Source organism: Neptuniibacter sp. QD37_11, assembly GCF_047778105.1.
GTDB lineage: Bacteria > Pseudomonadota > Gammaproteobacteria > Pseudomonadales > Balneatricaceae > Neptuniibacter.
The window spans coordinates 3,092,912-3,109,308 of record NZ_CP180552.1 but is presented as its reverse complement, the minus strand read 5'-3'; the positions used below and the strand labels follow the sequence as shown (position 1 = coordinate 3,109,308).

Below are 16,397 nucleotides of genomic sequence, written 5' to 3'. Positions count from 1 at the left end.
TAGTTACTTTACAGATAAGGATCTTTTATATCCATACTGGCGAGAATTTTTCGTTCGAGATTTTCCATCTCTTCGGCTTCTTCATCATTTATATGATCGAAACCGATTAGATGCAAGCAGCCATGCACAACCATGTGGGTCCAATGGTCAAACAAAGGCTTTTTTTGCTCTTCTGCTTCTTTAGCAACCACATCGGCACAGATAACCAGATCGCCTAAAAGATGAAGGGGCACGCCTTCAGGGACTTCAAAAGGGAAGGAGAGGACGTTAGTCGGTTTATCCTTATCGCGATAAGTGCGGTTGAGGGTTTGGCTCTCATCCGGTGTCACTATGCGGATACAAACTTCGCCTTCATCGATCTGACCAGTCAGCGCAGCGGATATCCATTGCTGAAACTGCGCTTCTGTCGGTAGATCGCCTTCAATTTCGTACTGAACTTCGCATTCGAAACTCATTTGTGGGAATCCTGCTTGCCTTCTTTTTTCTCAAAGCGGTCGTAAGCACGGACAATGTGCTGAACCAGTGGGTGACGAACGACATCTTTAGCGGTGAAGTGGGTAAAGCCGATGTCTTTTACATCGTCCAGCACTTGCATCGCGTGGATCAAACCCGAGCGCGTGCCTTTAGGTAGATCGACCTGAGTGATATCACCGGTAATAACTGCAGTAGAACCAAAACCGATACGTGTCAGGAACATCTTCATCTGTTCGCGTGTCGTGTTTTGACTCTCATCCAGAATAACGAATGAGTTGTTAAGGGTACGGCCACGCATGTAGGCCAGAGGCGCAACCTCGATTACATTGCGCTCAATTAGCTTGCCTACACGTTCAAACCCTAGCATCTCATACAGCGCGTCATAGAGAGGGCGCAGGTATGGATCAACTTTTTGGCTTAGATCACCTGGCAGGAAGCCTAGCTTTTCACCGGCTTCTACCGCAGGGCGAACCAATAAAATACGATCAACTTCTTCACGCTCTAATGCATCTACTGCGCAGGCAACCGCAAGGTAGGTTTTACCTGTACCCGCAGGGCCAATACCAAAATTGATATCGTGCTGAAGGATCGAGCGTACATAGCCTTGCTGGTTTTCACCGCGAGGGCGAATCAACGCTTTTTTTGTACGGATACTGATATCCGTATCTTTAATCTGTTGATTGCTATTACGCTGTTCTAGACCACTTTCTTGAATTAGAAGGTGGATCTGGTCGGGTGAGATACGTTGGTCCTGCTTAGCGTCGTTATAAAGCGCTTCAAGCATTTCGGAAACGAAGGTGATGTTTTCGATATCACCCAATAGTTGGAAATGATTGCCGTGATTACGGATTTCAATCCCTAAACGTTTCTCAACCAGTTTGTAGTGCTCGTTGAACGGGCCACCAAGGTTCGCTAGAAACTCAGCATTTTCAGGTTCTAGCGTAAGTTTGATCGATTGTGCAGTGCTCAACAGCTTAGCCCGCCTTCAAGGAAAAATTGTCGTCCAGTTCTGAACAGATTAGCTCACCTACTAAAGAGTTGGCATAAGCTTGAGCAATATTCACATCAGCAAAGTGACCGATTAGATCTGGGTTGTCGCAACGGAAGTTAACAACACGGTTGTTTTCAGTACGACCTGAAAGCAATCCCGGATCTTTCTTAGAATAACCGTTAACCAAAATACGCTGCTTAGTACCTACCATACGGCGGCTGATCTGCTGGGCATTTTGAATAATACGGCTTTGCAGAATTTGTAGACGCGCTTTCTTAGTTTCTTCGTCAATATTGTCAGGCAGGTCAGATGCTGGCGTACCCGGACGACGGCTGTAGATAAAGCTATAGCTGTTATCAAAGCCTATATCTTCGATTAGTTTCATTGTCGCTTCGAAATCAGCGTCAGTTTCATTCGGGAAACCGATGATAAAGTCAGAAGATATTTCTATATCTGGACGCGCTTTACGAATACGACGGATCTTAGATTTGTACTCAAGCGCAGTATGGCCACGTTTCATCGCCATTAGAATTTTGTCAGAGCCGCTTTGTACCGGTAAGTGAAGGAAGCTCACTAACTCAGGCACATCTTCATAGGCTTCGATCAAACTGTCTGTAAACTCTACTGGGTGGCTGGTAGTGAATCGAATACGATCAATACCATCAACCTCTGCTACACAACGGATCAGTTCAGCCAGATCGGCAGTATCGCCATCATGTGTATCCCCGCGGTAAGCGTTTACGTTTTGACCGAGTAGGTTAACTTCACGCACGCCTTGTTCAGCAAGTTCAACGCACTCAGTAATCACATCGTCTAGAGGGCGGCTTACTTCTTCACCGCGTGTGTAAGGTACAACGCAGAAAGTGCAGTATTTTGAACAGCCTTCCATCACAGAAACAAAAGCTTCAGCGCCTTCTACTTTAGGGGCTGGAAGGTGATCGAACTTCTCAATCTCAGGGAAAGAGACATCGACGATGCCCACACCGCCATTACCGGTTTCTGTAATCATCTCTGGCAAACGGTGTAATGTTTGCGGGCCAAAGATCATGTCAACGTAAGGGGCACGTTTTAGAATGTTGTCCCCTTCCTGACTTGCCACACAGCCACCGATACCAATTTTGATATCGGGGTTCTTCGCTTTCAGTTTTCGCCAGCGGCCTAGTTGGTGGAATACTTTTTCCTGAGCTTTTTCACGAATCGAACAGGTGTTCAGGAGCAGAACGTCCGCTTCATCAGCGTCCTCAGTTAGCTCAAGATCATGACTTTCCCCCAACAGATCGGCCATACGTGCAGAGTCGTACTCGTTCATCTGACAACCGTGGGTTTTAATAAATAGCTTCTTCGCCATTGTTCACCTGTATTTTGCGTGTATCAAAGCCCGGCAGGAAAATATGGCCGGGTGCATAAAGGACCGCGCATTATACTTAAGCGGCCAGATAATGAACAGTTTAGTCGAGTTGAAATCGGCTCATTTTATCGGTTGTTGTTGCCGTAAAAGCCTTGGTTTTCAAAGGGCTTTTAGGGATGCGAGGTGACTTATGGGCATTTGGTACTGGTATTTAGTCACTTGGTGCATAGAGGGGGACTCATTAGACTTTAGTTTTGGTAAGATTGCCTTCCAATTTTTATCTTTATTTACATGTTAAGTAATCTTTAAGGGAAGGCGTTTATGGCGTATTTGGAGCCGCGTGAATTTGTTACCAAGATGGTCGATGCAGGCGAACAAAAGATCTTTATGACCACTAGGGATACTTATATCCGTTCGTTGATGGCTGGCGCTATTTTGTCCTTGGCTGCATTCTTCGCCATTGCGGTGATTACCAATACAGGGAATTTATTGATTGGTGCGATCTTGTTCCCTGTAGGCTTTATCATGCTGAACCTGATGAAATTCGATCTTCTCACCGGAGCTTTTACTCTAGTACCTCTCGCTGTAATTGATAAACGTCCAGGCTGCACCGTTAAAAAGCTCTTACGTAACTGGTGGTTAGTTTTCTTGGGTAATCTCTCTGGCGCTGCGATCGTCGCGTTTTTTGCTTCCTTTATCCTGACTTATGGCTACCAAATTGATGGTGGGGCAATTGCGGAGAAAGTCAGTTCAATTGGTGAATCTCGTACCTTAGGTTATCAAGAGCAAGGTATTTGGGGATGGATTACGATTTTTATCCGCGGCATGTTGTGTAACTGGATGGTTTCTATGGGCGTTGTTGGGGCGCTGATCTCAACATCTGCTAGCAGTAAAATGGCGGCAATGTGGATGCCTATCATGTTGTTCTTCTATATGGCGTTTGAACACTCTGTTGTGAACATGTTCCTGTTCCCATTTGCGATGATTATGGGCGGCGAGTTTACGCTAGTGGATTACCTGTTATGGAATGAGATTCCTACGGTTTTGGGTAACTTGGTTGGTGGCTTCTTGTTGGTAGGTTTGCCTCTGTACCTAACCCATGTAAAAACTGGCAAATAATCGCCTTTAATTAATTAGGAATAGCTTATTTTTGTGCGGATTTTATTCAGCTAAGCTGAATAAAATCCGATAGTGCTCCTAGTTTTATCCTAGAAAGGTTTTTATGAGGATTATTTAGTCGAGTTGGATCAGATAAACCTTGCTCGCTTGCGCTCGACTAGTAAAATTACAGCTTGGATTCCTGTACACAAAGAGAAAAGTTAGATGCTTGCGCTGAATACGCTGAGTAAGAAGAACCTTCGCGGCGATATGTTAGGTGGTTTGACCGCTGCGGTTGTCTCGTTACCCCTTGCTTTAACCTTCGGTGTGGCGTCAGGTGCGGGTGCGGAAGCGGGTCTTTATGGCGCAATTCTAATCGGGCTGTTTGCCTCTCTCTTTGGTGGTACTTCTACTCTGATCTCAGAGCCTACCGGCCCAATGACAGTAGTCATGACTGCTGTTGTGAGTACGCTAATTGCTACGCATCCTGAAAAAGGTCTCGCCATGGCCTTTACCGTCGTCATGATGGCGGGTTGTTTCCAGATAATATTTGGCTTCCTCAAACTGGGTAAGTACATCACCTTAATGCCGTACTCGGTGGTTTCGGGCTTTATGTCTGGGATAGGCGTGATACTGATCCTCATGCAATTGGCCCCCGCGTTGGGTCAAACCGCCCCTGTTGGCGGCGTGGTGGGGACATTGTCGAATCTCCCCGAGCTGGTTATGAATATCCAGTTGGGCGAATTTTTACTGTTCGTCGTGACCTTGCAGTTGCTTTTCTTTACGCCTGAAAAACTTAAAAAGTACCTACCACCTCAGTTAATAGCGCTGGTTTTTGTAAGTATTCTGTCGGTGCTTGTTTTTGATTTTGAGCAGATCCAGCGTATCGGCGAGATCGATGCGTCACTCCCTTCATTGGTGATTCCCCACTTCACTCACGCTGAGTTGAGTATCATGTTGGTGGAAGCGATGGTGTTGGGTATGTTGGGTTGTATCGACTCTATGCTGACATCGGTTATCGCTGATAACTTGACGCGAACTGAGCACAACTCGAACAAAGAGCTAGTAGGCCAGGGCTTAGGTAATATCATGTCTGGTCTGTTTGGTGGCCTGCCGGGTGCGGGCGCCACTATGGGGACCGTGGTCAATATCCAGTCGGGTGGTCGGACCGCGCTTTCGGGGGTGATTAGGGTCGTCGCCTTGGCCATAGCGGTGTTTGGCGCCGCCTCCTTGATCGAAAATATACCGCTAGCCGTCTTGGCTGCCATCGCTGTGAAAGTGGGGATGGATATCCTTGATTGGTCTTTTATCAAACGTGCCCATAAAGTCTCCCGCCATAGTACCTTGATTATGTACACCGTGCTGCTTCTGACGGTTTTTGTTGATCTGATTGTTGCTGTAGGTATCGGTGTTTTTGTAGCCAATATCATCATTATCCAGAAACTCTCTATGGTTGAAGCGCAGAAGGTGCGGGCCATGTCGGATGTGGATGATGAGATCCCACTGGATGAAGAGCAGAAAACTCTTCTGAACAAGGCGGACGGTCGGGTACTTCTCTTCTATTTGTCCGGTGCAATGATCTTTGGTGTTTCCAAGGCAATAGCGCGTGAACGTCAGGATATTGAAAGACACGAAGCGGTTATTTTTGATTTGAGTGATGTCTCTTTCTTGGACGACACTATGGCACTGTCGATCGAAAACGTAGTTTTTGAGGCTCTAGATTTAGGTAAGCATGTATCGATTATTACCCGATCAAAAGAAGCTCAGGATAAATTGCTCAAACTAGGATTAGAGTCCCGTATCAGCAGTAAGGATTTTGCTAGCACTCGTACGGAAGCTTTGGAACGAGCTGTTCAGTATCTTGATGAATCACAAGTTTATGCCGGTGCTTAGTCAAAGCGCCGTGGCTTGTAATGAGTGAATAGCAACCTAGGTTTGCGGAACAGATGGCTAAGAAAGAAGATCGTATCTATAAAGTGATTTTTGTAAATCAGGATCAAGTTTTTGAGCTCTATGCGAAGCATGTTTATCAAAGCGACATGTGGGGATTTTTAGAGATTGAAGAGTTGGTCTTTGGGAATCGCTCTGAACTCGTTATCGATCCTGGCGAAGAGAAACTCAAAACCGAGTTCAGTGGTGTAAAGCGCTCTTATATTCCTTCCCATGCGATCGTTCGCATCGACGAGGTGGAGAACGAGGGCGTGGCTAAAGTTTCTGAGGCAAAAGGTACTATCGCGGCATTTCCGGTAGCACCTGTATAGCCAAAATCCTAATTTCTATTAATACACGTTTGATAGCCAAAGGCTCTGATAGGGCTTTAACGTCAAAGTCTGGTGTAGATCTTCACAACGAAGCCCAGAGAGTAAGTCGTACCATTCGTCTGTACCTATCAAGTTGAGATTGGACAGCAGTAGCTCAGCAGGCTCTGCACTAATATTGTTAAGGCAAAAAATGCTTTGTCGACGATCGATGCTCTGACGCCAAAATCCAAATATCTGACCACCTAAGTGTAGAGTGAACTGAGTGGCATTCGGATGAAAGGCGGGTTGATAGGTGCGAATTGATATCAGCTTTTTCATCGCTTCGAAAATTCGATAATGATGGTTGTCAGGGGTTTCTAAGGCATCCACTAAGTCATCATATTGCCAATGATGGCGATTAATAGATCGAAAGTGTCCCGTCATCTTTACGCGCTCATGATCATTTCTCGATCCAAATAGGCTTTGAATGTAGATGCCTGGTATTCCCTCAAGCGCTAGCATGATCTTATGCGCGCATAGAAATCGTTCTTCACCCCATTCATCAGTACCTTGGGTAGTGCCCTGTAACGCATCAAATAAGGATATATTTATTTCATAGGGTTTGTTTTGGCCATTATCTAGTGCTCGCCAAGATACATGTCCGCCGAAGGCTTGCATGGTTTCAATCATTGCGCTGACTTCTTCATCGCTGAGGATGCCTTCGACAGGTCGTAGACCTATACCGTCATGCGAAGCGATAAAGTTAAAGTAAGCAGTCCCATCTTGCGCTGGGGGCATGCTCATCATCCATTGTTTTAGATAAAAACAATCTCCAGTGAGAAGTGTGTGAAGAAGCAAAGGGGGGAGAGAGAAGTTATATACGCAGTGGGCTTCATTAGCATTGCCAAAGTAGGATAGGTTCTCCCTACTTGGGATATTGGTTTCTGTAATGATCATTGCTTCAGGGTGTGCATGTTCGATCAATGTTCTCAGTAAACGAACGATCTCGTGGGTTTGCGGCAAATTAAGGCTGCTTGTTCCAGACTCTTTCCATAAAAAAGCGACAGCGTCTAACCGGAAGATATTTACACCTTTATCCAGATAAACACGGATGATTTTGATGAACTCCTTTAGAACCTTAGGGTTTCTGAAATCGAGATCGATTTGGTCGTGACTAAAAGTGCACCAGACGTGTTGAATTCCTTGGGGCGTTTCCACTTCTCTGAGAAGAGGGCTCGTTCTTGGGCGAATCACTTGGCTGAGATCAGCCTCTGGCGATTCAACAAAAAAATAATCGCTGCCTTCACCTTCCCCCTTTTGAAAATTTTTGAACCATTGGCTTTCACTAGAGCAATGATTAATAACGAGATCCGCCATAAGGCGGAATTCTGATGATATCTTTTCAATGTCATCCCAACTTCCGGCAGATGATCGAACTTGATAAAAGTCTGATACCGCAAAACCGTCATCTGAGCTGTACGGAAAAAAAGGAAGAATATGAATACCGTTGATCATGCCTTGGCATTGATCATGTAAAAACCGGTATAAAGTTGCTAATGGGGTTTCTTCAGGGTGATGTATTGCATCGCCATAAGCTATCACCATTAGATCTGAGGCATCCCAGTGATTCTTATGTGGAGTGGGGGTAAAAGATATCTCATCCAATCGCATTAAAGTAAACAGCTCAGATGTGATGAGATCAGTGTCTCCATCAGGATAAATCAACTCTAGATGACTTTTGACCTGAAAACTGAGTTCTTCTTGGGAGTGATTCATTGTAATGCTCCCTTACCTATACATCAGTTCTTTATTGTCGAGTTCTACTGCTTCTACTAGACGATCAAAAACATCAGGCATAGCACTGGCAACGCGGTTCCAGCTCGGAATAAAAGGTGTTTCCATTGGGTTGGAAAGGAATTGTTCGCCAGCAGTCATGATGTTTCGAGCAAACATCTCGACCGCCTCTTCTTCGCTGTGGATATCGAGTTGCAAGCCATTCATGACGGCATCGTTATGGTAGGTTTCGACAAAATCTAATGCGATGCGGAAGTATGTGGCTTTGAGTGATCTAAACGTTTCGGTACTGAAGGTGTGTCCGTGAGTGGCCAATTTTCTAAGCAAGGCTTTGGTTATGTCGATCGACATTTTAGATAAGCCGGCATTCGCATCTTCTAATGATAGGTTTTGGTGTTTATGGTCATAGCGATCAGCGATATCTACTTGGCAAAGCCGGTTGTTCGCATAGTTGCGATGCATCTCTGATAGAACGCCTATTTCCAGTCCCCAGTCACTCGGTATGCGAATATCATTGAGTACATCTCTACGAAAGGAGAACTCACCGGCCAGTGGATAACGAAAGCTATCCATAAACTGTAAATACTCGATTTCTCCAAACACTTTTTTCAAAGCACGGAGCAAAGGTGTTACCAGTAATCGGCAAACCCTACCGTTAATTTTTCCTTCTGCTACTCGAGCGTAAAATCCTTTACAAAATTCATAGTTAAATTGAGGATGGGCAACAGGATAAATCAGTCTAGCGAGTAGTTCTCGGTTGTAAGTGGTGATATCACAATCATGCAGAGCTACTGATTCTGCCCGGCCTGAAGCCAGAATGTAGCCCATGCAGTACCAGACATTTCGTCCCTTACCCGCTTCTTTTGGCGCGAGATCTAATGCTTGGAGTTCCTTGTTCAATGCACGTAAGCGAGGCCCGTCATTCCAGAGAATTCGGTGGTGCTGAGGTAATTTGCCGAAAAACTCTTGAGCAAACCTAAATTGCGACTCGTCTGCGCGATCAAGCCCAATAACAATTTCATTTAGGTACGGGACTTCGCAAATTTCATCGATGATATGGCTAAGGGCAGGGCCTTCCAATTCAGAAAAAAGAGACGGAAGAATCAGTGCTAGAGGGCGTTTTTGACTGAATTGGAGAAGTTCACGTTCTAGATCCACTAAAGGGCGATCGGATAAATTATGTAACGTCGTGATAATGCCATTCTGATAAAAGTCAGCCATAAAAATCACCTCTTAGTATGCATGTCTTGAGTATGAGCGTTAGTGCTTTTAGATCGCAGACGGGTAAAGTATTTGATACCTTCGGCCCAGCCTTCGGGGCCCGTTGCTTGGGTTTGATATTGATTGGGGTTACGAATTTGAGGGCTAGGAGCAACAGGCGAGCGGATAATGATGGCGTTGTCCGCAGCATCTAGCATTGCGACATCATTTTGGCTATCGCCAGCAGCAATGCTGATTAAGTCATCGTTGTTTTGATCTTTTATGTAGTATGCGGATAGCCACTTCAATGCTTGGCCTTTATCGCAATGGCCCGTTACGTTTAAGAAACGCCCGCCTTGCAGAACATTGGCTCCTGACTCTATAAGCATGGCTATAAATGCTTGCTTGCGTTGCTCAGTGCTTTTCCAAATTAGGGGTTCGCTGAACTCGCGTGAGTTTGCTTTTTCAGCATCTGTTGAACTTAAGCCGGTACTGCTTTGAATACCTGAGGGGCCTAACTGGGCGAAGGTAATAAATTCATCGGGAAAGAAGCGTGATAGGTGTTGTAGCAGTGACTGCCATGTTTCTCGGCATTTAGAGAATACGTAGCAATGAAATTCATCCTTTTCATAAGATGAAACAAGATGGTGTTTAGGCGGTTCGGAATGAAAATAGCCCTTCGGCACGTATATAGCGGCTCCATTTTCAACGATAAAAGGGTGTTGGTTATTGAGCTCTTTTCTCAGACTAAGTAACTCCTCATAGGTCTTGCTCGTGGTAGGGATGATTGGGACATGTTGCTTATCCAATTGCTGAAGTGTAGGTATGGCTGGAGCATAGCTATAGCTATGGTGATCCAGAAGGGATCCATCTAAGTCTGTGAATATAAGTAGAGGTTGGTGCATGTTTTACCTTCCTTTACCAAAACGGTGCTGTTCTCTTTGATTTTTAACCAGTTTGCACTCATTTCATGCGATTTTTATCGTGATTTGGCAGCTAATGGTGCATTTGGGGTTTTATAGGGTTAACAGCAGGAAACGTGCCGGAAATAGGTATATAGAGGGTTTTAGATCTTCAGCTGGTAAATAAAAAAGCCGGCAGTGCCGGCTTGTGGAGTTAGGCTAGCAAGTTACCTAACTCGAGGGAGTGAACAGGTCGCAGTAGATGTCCTGCATATTGGCGCCAGCCAAAAATGTTTGTTTACGTAATGTTTTGACGCGATCTTCAGAACCACAGAAATAAGCTCGGTAGCCCTTGGTATTTGGTACCCTGTTTTTGACTACGGCATTGAGATCACCGATCTCGCAACCGTCTGGTTCTGATCTAGTTTCTTCGAGCACAACGGGATAATAAGTGAGGTTATCGTAGTGCTCACTCAACGCTTTTAACTCTTCGACTAGGTATAAGCCTGCGCTATTTTTAGCGCCAGCGAATAAGCTGATTGGGCCGGTATGACCCTGTTGTAAGGCATCTCTGACAATGCCATAAAGAGGAGCTAACCCAGTTCCGGTACCCGCCATAAGGATCGGTTGGTTGAGATCTGTTTTGGTATAAAAGCAGTCGCCAAATGGCCCTTGTAGCTCAATGCTTTCACCCAGTACAAATTCATTGAGTGCCCATTGGCTAAACTGCCCATCTTTAAAAATACGTAGCTGTAGTTCTATATGGTCATCGAGGCTTTTTACGCTGGCGATTGAGTAAGATCGGCTCAATCCATCATGACGAACTAAATTGATATATTGTCCTGCTAAGTAATCGATATCTGCTTTTAGTTTGAGTTGCAGAATGGAGTCCGTTAGTTGTTGCTTACTGATTAAGATCCCTTCGGTTGAGGATGCTTGCGCATTCCGTTGAACGCTCATTGCAGTATTTGGCTGGCAGCGACAAGCCAGAAAGTAGCCCTGTTGCTTTTGAGTCTCTTTAAGACCTTTTTGAGCATCAGCTGGTGGCGTACCTTCTGTTGCTTGGAGCATGCAGCACTGGCAAGCGCCAGCACGACATGAATTGGGAATGTCGTGACCAGCATCCAATAAGGCTTCTAAAAGGTTAGAGCCTTCTTTGACCGTAATATCAGCCTCTTCAAATCTGACGCTTACCATGTTGTGACTCCTTAGCGATTAAGCACATCGTCTTTAACGCTGCCGGCAATACCTGCAATTTCGCCGATATCACTTTCACTCACGCCGAGTTCAGTCAGCGTCGCGGCTAGGTTTTCAACGACCGCATCAAAATGGGTTTCGTTAAGTCCTTTAAGATGTTTGTGACCTTCCCGCATATCTTGCCCGGTGTAGTTATGCGGGCCGCCGAAGACCATAGTTAAGAAGGCTTTTTGCTTGGCTGCTTGGCCATCCATATCTACATCATCGAAGTAGTGGCTGATACGGTCATCAGCAAGCACTTTGCGGTAAAAAATATCGACGGCAGCATCTACCGCTGCTTCGCCACCAATTCGCTCGTATAAACTCATCTCTTTTTCCTCTTGGGCTGCCTCGCCTTCTTTAGGGCGATTAAGAACGTCATCTCTTACACTTTCCGCGATACCTGCAATTTCGCCGATATCTTCACTGCCAACACCCAGTTCAGTTAGGGTCGCGGCTAGGTTTTCAACGACCGCATCAAAGTGGCTATCGTTTAGCCCTTTGAGGTGTTTATGGCCTTCGCGCATATCCATGCCGGTGTAGTTATGGGGGCCACCAAAAACCATGGTTAGAAAGGCTTTTTGTTTTGCGGCTTGACCTTCCATATCAACATCATCGAAGTAGTGGCTGATGCGATCATCTACCAACACTTTGCGATAAAAAATATCCACAGCAGCGTCTACCGCTGTTTCGCCGCCTAGTCGTTCATAAAGAGAGGCTTGGCACTTAGCCCCGCCGAAAATTGATTTCAATTTGCTGAAGAAACAACCCATGTTAGATCCCTCATTCTTTGATTTGTGAAAGCATGTAGCCAACTGCTAAGCCGATCTCTTCGTCAGAAAGATCTGTAAAACCACCTTTAGCTGGCATCAGGCCAATACCATTAATGGCATGTTCGACCAGAACGGCCTTGCCCTGAGTCGCACGTGTTTTCCACATCTTTTTGATACCAACGATAGGGGCGCCGTTGATGCTTTGTGCATGACACGCAAAGCATCGGCCCTCTACGATCTCTTTCCCTTGTTGCAATTCGGGAGACAGAGCAGCAGTCTTCGTTGTCTCGCTTGAGTCACATCCTGTGGCGATAAAAGACACTAGGATTAGTGTGAACAGCGACATCAGAGCACCGTTAAACATGGGTGATTACTCGCCTAGAGGTACACGAATAACGACACCGCCCATAACATCACCGAGTTTAAAGTCTGTTTTAGGGCTATCTTTATGGCCGTTGTGACAGCTCACGCAGGCTTTTACAGAAGCAACATCTGCGTAAACCGCAGTGAAGTAGTCTTTGCCACCTAATGTTTCTGTTCCGTAGAAGTTTTTACCTAGGTTTTTGGCAACGTACTCAAGGCCTTCTTTCTCCATGTCAGTACGTGGTGCGTTTTGTGAATTGATTGGCCAAATTGACTGGAGAGAATATGTGAAGTCATCCGTTACTTCCGATACAGATTCATAACCTAAACGGAACATCTGCGCTGGAAGTGGTACACCGTTATCTACATCTTTCCAGTGCTCAACTGGCATAACGGCATCAGCTCCTTTAGGGCCAAGACGACCAACAATGTATTTTGTGTAGTTAGTACGGTCAGCATTCATTACTGCGAAGAGTGCGTCAGTGTGTTTGCTTGGATCGATACCAACCGCTTTCTCTTCTTCCTGACAGCCTGTGATTGCTAGTGCAGTTGCCGCTATTGCAGTGGCTAAAGTTACTTTTTTCAGCATAGTATTTTCCTCGTTCCCCAAGTTCTCATAAGTAAATCGGTATAGGGCTATTTAGCTTCTCGGTCTAAAACCATCTGGATTGACGGAATGTTTTGAGAAGGTAGCCCTTTAAAATTGTTTTCAATCAGTACTTCGTCAGCCAACGCGTCGATGCTGAATGAAAGGGAGTGACAATCCATGCAAACGCTTCGGATCATCTTTTCATTCGGACGTAAATTCATGCTTTGGTTGTGCTGTACGCGAACGACCTCTTCACCAAACTCTTTGTGTACTTCGCGCGGCATATGACAGGTCGCACAGGCCACGCCGCTGCCTGCAGGCAGCTCGCCTTTTAGCTCTTGCTTCCAAAGTTCTGCGTGAGGTGAATTGGCATAGTTCTGTGTATGGGTATCGTTGTGACAGCTGGTACAGGATTCGACAGCAGCGAGCTTCGGCTCAGGTTTATGAGCATCGTGGCAGCTTGCACAGTCTAGACCTGTTGTATCAGCGTTCTCATGGAAAGCGGCTCGACCGGTGACTGGAGACATCTTGCCCAACCCTACCGATAGTTTCATACCGTGCTTTCCTGCCAAAAAGCCTTTTTCTTCGTGGGTATGACAGCTATTGCATGCGGCAAGACCTGGATCGTCTTGCCATGCTTGTCCTTGTGGTGCATGGCAACTGGTACAGTTCACACCAGCTGTCGCATGTATGCTTTCACTCCACTCTTTAAGGTGTTCAGGCGAGGCAGAAGGCGCATCAGCATGATCTATTGATAGACTTGCTTTACGTTTGATTGATTGCGTACCGGTTCGAGCTAAAACCTGGGCCATCGCTTTGATCATTGGGCCTTCGTTGTTGCTCAAAAGGAAATCTTCATAGAGTGCGCGGTTGTCGTGATAGTTGTGGCAACCTGCCGAGGCGCAAGTGTCAAACCCCATGCCTTCATGACTGGGTCGTTCTTCGGCAATTTCTGCATGACACTCGTAACAGAAGTCGTCTGGTAGCGTTACACCCATCTCGAAGGTTTGATCTTGTTTATGTTCCCCATGACAGGTCACGCAGCTCACGGCATTGATCTTTTCGAGTCGATCAGCGTTACGTGGGTCGGTAAACTTTTTGATTGGATGTGAATCGTGGGAGGTTTTCAGCTCTTCTTGGTGGCAGCCTAAGCACGCATCATGGATGACCTCTTCACCACCAAAAGGATCGGTGTGGCAAGTATCACAACTCATCTCGATTTGATGGTGACCGTGTGTCGCTTCACCGATTATGAAGTCAGGCTTCTGTTCTTCTAAGAACATCTGGTAACCAAAATAGCCTGCCAGCGAAAAGCAAAGCACTAACCAAGCAAGCCAGATAGATAATTTACGACTCATGAATATCTCTCCGACCTAGAAATAGTAAACACTGAGAATGTGGAAGCTTAAAAGGGCTGGCAGAGGCCAGCTCAGTAATAAGTGACCCCAAAAGCCGATGCTGCGTAGTTGCTTACCGACATTGAAGGACAGCTTGTGTTGCATGCCTATCGCGAGGCTGATCACAATGCCTAAACCCGCTAAGAGTAAAAAATTGATCAGTAGCCATTGGTTAAGGGCTTGGCCACTATTGAATCCGGTATGGGCCAATAAAATGATTAGGCAGAGGAGGGCCAAAATAGTGTGTAGACTGCGCCACAGTTTGTAAGAGCCAAGCTTAAGTGCTTTGCTGCGTTTCTTAAGCGACATAAGAAGGCCAACAATCGTGAGGCCTAACAGCGTGAATCCAGTTACTTGCTTGTAGAAACTATCGTTCCAGAAAAGATCTAAGCGTATGGAATCTTGCACGGATGTGCTGACAGTAAAGGCTGGCACCATAAGAAAGGCGATCAATGCGGCTAATACCCCTAAAGAGGTGATCAATAAATTTCTGCTGTCTGGTGCGGCTTGTTGCTCTGCTTCGGAGCCAAGAATTTGTTGAACAAGCGGCTTACAACTACCGCATGTGGTTGTAGCGCCTGTGCATTTGGCAATCGTTTCCATGGTACAGCAGCCTTGCTGGTCCATGGCGTAGCTGAGTTGTCCACGAGTCACGTTGTTACAGTTACAGATCACTGCGGTTTCTGGCCAGTTTTCTGGGCTATTAGACGCTGGATTCCAAAGGTTTCCGGTAAAGCGGAAGCGCATAATCTGCCATGCGTAAACTCGGCGCTGGTGGGTGATCAGCTCCTGAATACGAGGGATCTCATCCCAGTCGCCAATCGCCATCGCACCCACAATACGCCCTTTTCGAATGGCTAATTTGCGATATCCACCATCTTTGGTCTTGTAGCTGAAAAACTGTTTTTTATCGTAAGGCTGATCGTCTAAGACATCCCCCATACTGAAAACGGATTCGCCGACGACTTTAAGGCGAGCGATGCTATGAGAACCTAAATATTGGCTATCGCCTTGGGTCATGTGATTGGCAGCAACAGCGGCTTGTTCGAAGCCAGGAGCTACCAACCCGTAAACTTTATCTCGGTGTTCCGCGCATTCACCAATGGCGTACACGTCTGGATCAGATGTTTGTAAGCTATCGTTGACGCGAATGCCGGTACCTACTTTGATCCAAGCTTTACGCGCTAACTCAATATTAGGTTTGATACCCGCAGAGATGAGTACGGTGTCACATTTGAGTGTTTCACCATCACGTAGTTTGACCCCTTCAACCCGTTGATCACCGACTACGCCTTTAACTCCAGCGCCAACAATGACGCGAATGCCCATAGATTCGAGCTGGCTTTGTAGCATTGCAGCGGCATCATCATCTAACTGTTGATTCATGATGCGGCTAGCTTGCTGGACCAAAGTGATGTTGGTCAGATTGCCTTGCATGGCACGCGCGGCTTCTAAACCGAGCAGGCCGCCGCCAACCACAACTAAATCTTGGCTGCGTGTTGTACGTGCTTTGAGTTTTTCGGCATCGCGCATGTTGCGGAATGTGAATACACCTTCCAGATCTACACCAGTGATATGTGGAACGTGTGCACGAGAGCCTGTGGCGATGACTAGCTTGGCGTAACTGTAATGATTAGCTTCTGAATCTGTAACGCTGTGGTTTTCAGTATCAATCAAAACGATCTCTTTGAAGAGGTATTTGAAAAGAGGGTCGTTATCTAATTCATCTAGTGGAAGTAATAAGTTTTCTGCGGAGTCTTGACCTGCAAGTAGGGCGCTCAGGCGAACACGGTCATAGGGAAGGTAGGGTTCATTACCAAATAAAATTACCGGTGCTTGAGGTGCGTTTTTACGCAACTCTTGAATAAACCTGAATCCAACAGGACCAGCTCCGACCACAATGATCGCTTGATCCCATTTGTCAGCACCGTTGCTCACTTTTGGTTGTACTTCGCTCATTATTTGCTCCCCTCGGTCGTGCTCAATGACCTT

15 protein-coding genes are annotated in these 16,397 nt (G+C 46.0%); 3 read left to right on the top strand and 12 right to left on the bottom strand.

The window, feature by feature from the left end:
• Positions 1-8 precede the first annotated feature (8 nt).
• From ybeY to miaB, 3 genes are read right to left on the bottom strand one after another with little or no spacing between them, the layout of a single operon-like run.
• Positions 9-455 carry an rRNA maturation RNase YbeY gene (ybeY, locus tag ACMXYT_RS14555; RefSeq protein WP_415899255.1) on the bottom strand — a complete coding sequence of 149 codons (447 nt, stop codon included), beginning with the start codon at positions 453-455 and terminating at the stop codon, positions 9-11.
• Positions 452-1,444, bottom strand: a complete 993-nt coding sequence (locus ACMXYT_RS14550) for a PhoH family protein (RefSeq protein ID WP_415899254.1) — start codon at positions 1,442-1,444, stop codon at positions 452-454. Before ACMXYT_RS14550 ends, ybeY begins: the two co-directional genes overlap by 4 nt.
• A 4-nt stretch (positions 1,445-1,448) precedes the next feature.
• The gene (miaB, locus tag ACMXYT_RS14545) at positions 1,449-2,813 is read right to left on the bottom strand and encodes a tRNA (N6-isopentenyl adenosine(37)-C2)-methylthiotransferase MiaB (RefSeq protein WP_415899253.1); all 1,365 of its coding nucleotides are present in this window, start codon (positions 2,811-2,813) and stop codon (positions 1,449-1,451) included.
• A 321-nt stretch (positions 2,814-3,134) separates the two neighbouring features.
• Between miaB and ACMXYT_RS14540 the strand changes: the two genes are divergently transcribed.
• From ACMXYT_RS14540 to ACMXYT_RS14530, 3 genes are all read left to right on the top strand, one after another.
• The gene (locus tag ACMXYT_RS14540) at positions 3,135-3,932 is read left to right on the top strand and encodes a formate/nitrite transporter family protein (RefSeq protein ID WP_415899252.1); all 798 of its coding nucleotides are present in this window, start codon (positions 3,135-3,137) and stop codon (positions 3,930-3,932) included.
• 204 nt (positions 3,933-4,136) lie between these two features.
• On the top strand, positions 4,137-5,804 hold the full coding sequence (locus ACMXYT_RS14535) for a SulP family inorganic anion transporter (protein WP_415899251.1): 1,668 nt from the start codon (positions 4,137-4,139) through the stop codon (positions 5,802-5,804).
• Positions 5,805-5,857: 53 nt separating this feature from the next.
• A complete protein-coding gene (locus ACMXYT_RS14530) occupies positions 5,858-6,172 on the top strand; it encodes a DUF1820 family protein (protein ID WP_415899250.1) in 315 nt (104 codons plus the stop codon).
• 18 nt (positions 6,173-6,190) lie between these two features.
• Here the strand turns inward: ACMXYT_RS14530 and ACMXYT_RS14525 are convergent, their stop codons facing one another.
• The 9 genes from ACMXYT_RS14525 to ACMXYT_RS14485 form a co-directional block, all read right to left on the bottom strand.
• Entirely contained in the window at positions 6,191-7,927 is a 1,737-nt protein-coding gene (locus ACMXYT_RS14525) for a sugar phosphorylase (RefSeq protein ID WP_415899249.1), read from the bottom strand.
• 12 nt (positions 7,928-7,939) lie between these two features.
• Positions 7,940-9,166 (bottom strand): glycosyl transferase, encoded by a 1,227-nt coding sequence (locus ACMXYT_RS14520; protein WP_415899248.1) that lies wholly within the window; start codon positions 9,164-9,166, stop codon positions 7,940-7,942.
• A 5-nt stretch (positions 9,167-9,171) separates the two neighbouring features.
• Positions 9,172-10,050 (bottom strand): HAD-IIB family hydrolase, encoded by an 879-nt coding sequence (locus tag ACMXYT_RS14515; RefSeq protein ID WP_415899247.1) that lies wholly within the window; start codon positions 10,048-10,050, stop codon positions 9,172-9,174.
• Positions 10,051-10,278: 228 nt separating this feature from the next.
• A complete protein-coding gene (locus tag ACMXYT_RS14510; protein WP_415899246.1) occupies positions 10,279-11,244 on the bottom strand; it encodes a 2Fe-2S iron-sulfur cluster-binding protein in 966 nt (321 codons plus the stop codon).
• Positions 11,245-11,255: 11 nt separating this feature from the next.
• Positions 11,256-12,056, bottom strand: coding sequence for a group I truncated hemoglobin (locus ACMXYT_RS14505; protein ID WP_415899245.1), 801 nt, complete (start codon positions 12,054-12,056; stop codon positions 11,256-11,258).
• Positions 12,057-12,066: 10 nt separating this feature from the next.
• Complete coding sequence (locus ACMXYT_RS14500) at positions 12,067-12,402, bottom strand: c-type cytochrome (protein WP_415911613.1); 336 nt, start codon at positions 12,400-12,402, stop codon at positions 12,067-12,069.
• 24 nt (positions 12,403-12,426) lie between these two features.
• Positions 12,427-13,008, bottom strand: coding sequence for a DUF3365 domain-containing protein (locus ACMXYT_RS14495; protein WP_415882482.1), 582 nt, complete (start codon positions 13,006-13,008; stop codon positions 12,427-12,429).
• A gap of 47 nt (positions 13,009-13,055) precedes the next feature.
• A complete protein-coding gene (locus tag ACMXYT_RS14490) occupies positions 13,056-14,366 on the bottom strand; it encodes a cytochrome c3 family protein (protein ID WP_415911612.1) in 1,311 nt (436 codons plus the stop codon).
• Positions 14,367-14,381: 15 nt separating this feature from the next.
• Complete coding sequence (locus tag ACMXYT_RS14485) at positions 14,382-16,364, bottom strand: FAD-dependent oxidoreductase (RefSeq protein ID WP_415911611.1); 1,983 nt, start codon at positions 16,362-16,364, stop codon at positions 14,382-14,384.
• Positions 16,365-16,397 lie beyond the last annotated feature (33 nt).

What these genes read in the sequence shown, in the direction of transcription:
- ACMXYT_RS14500 (WP_415911613.1), bottom strand. Translation starts at nt 12,402, where the DNA reads ATGTCGCTGTTCACACTAATCCTAGTGTCTTTTATCGCCACAGGATGT.
- ACMXYT_RS14530 (WP_415899250.1), top strand. Translation starts at nt 5,858, where the DNA reads ATGGCTAAGAAAGAAGATCGTATCTATAAAGTGATTTTTGTAAATCAG.
- ACMXYT_RS14510 (WP_415899246.1), bottom strand. Translation starts at nt 11,244, where the DNA reads ATGGTAAGCGTCAGATTTGAAGAGGCTGATATTACGGTCAAAGAAGGC.
- ybeY (WP_415899255.1), bottom strand. Translation starts at nt 455, where the DNA reads ATGAGTTTCGAATGCGAAGTTCAGTACGAAATTGAAGGCGATCTACCG.
- ACMXYT_RS14520 (WP_415899248.1), bottom strand. Translation starts at nt 9,166, where the DNA reads ATGGCTGACTTTTATCAGAATGGCATTATCACGACGTTACATAATTTA.
- ACMXYT_RS14490 (WP_415911612.1), bottom strand. Translation starts at nt 14,366, where the DNA reads ATGAGTCGTAAATTATCTATCTGGCTTGCTTGGTTAGTGCTTTGCTTT.
- ACMXYT_RS14495 (WP_415882482.1), bottom strand. Translation starts at nt 13,008, where the DNA reads ATGCTGAAAAAAGTAACTTTAGCCACTGCAATAGCGGCAACTGCACTA.
- ACMXYT_RS14535 (WP_415899251.1), top strand. Translation starts at nt 4,137, where the DNA reads ATGCTTGCGCTGAATACGCTGAGTAAGAAGAACCTTCGCGGCGATATG.
- ACMXYT_RS14515 (WP_415899247.1), bottom strand. Translation starts at nt 10,050, where the DNA reads ATGCACCAACCTCTACTTATATTCACAGACTTAGATGGATCCCTTCTG.
- ACMXYT_RS14525 (WP_415899249.1), bottom strand. Translation starts at nt 7,927, where the DNA reads ATGAATCACTCCCAAGAAGAACTCAGTTTTCAGGTCAAAAGTCATCTA.
- miaB (WP_415899253.1), bottom strand. Translation starts at nt 2,813, where the DNA reads ATGGCGAAGAAGCTATTTATTAAAACCCACGGTTGTCAGATGAACGAG.
- ACMXYT_RS14485 (WP_415911611.1), bottom strand. Translation starts at nt 16,364, where the DNA reads ATGAGCGAAGTACAACCAAAAGTGAGCAACGGTGCTGACAAATGGGAT.
- ACMXYT_RS14505 (WP_415899245.1), bottom strand. Translation starts at nt 12,056, where the DNA reads ATGGGTTGTTTCTTCAGCAAATTGAAATCAATTTTCGGCGGGGCTAAG.
- ACMXYT_RS14540 (WP_415899252.1), top strand. Translation starts at nt 3,135, where the DNA reads ATGGCGTATTTGGAGCCGCGTGAATTTGTTACCAAGATGGTCGATGCA.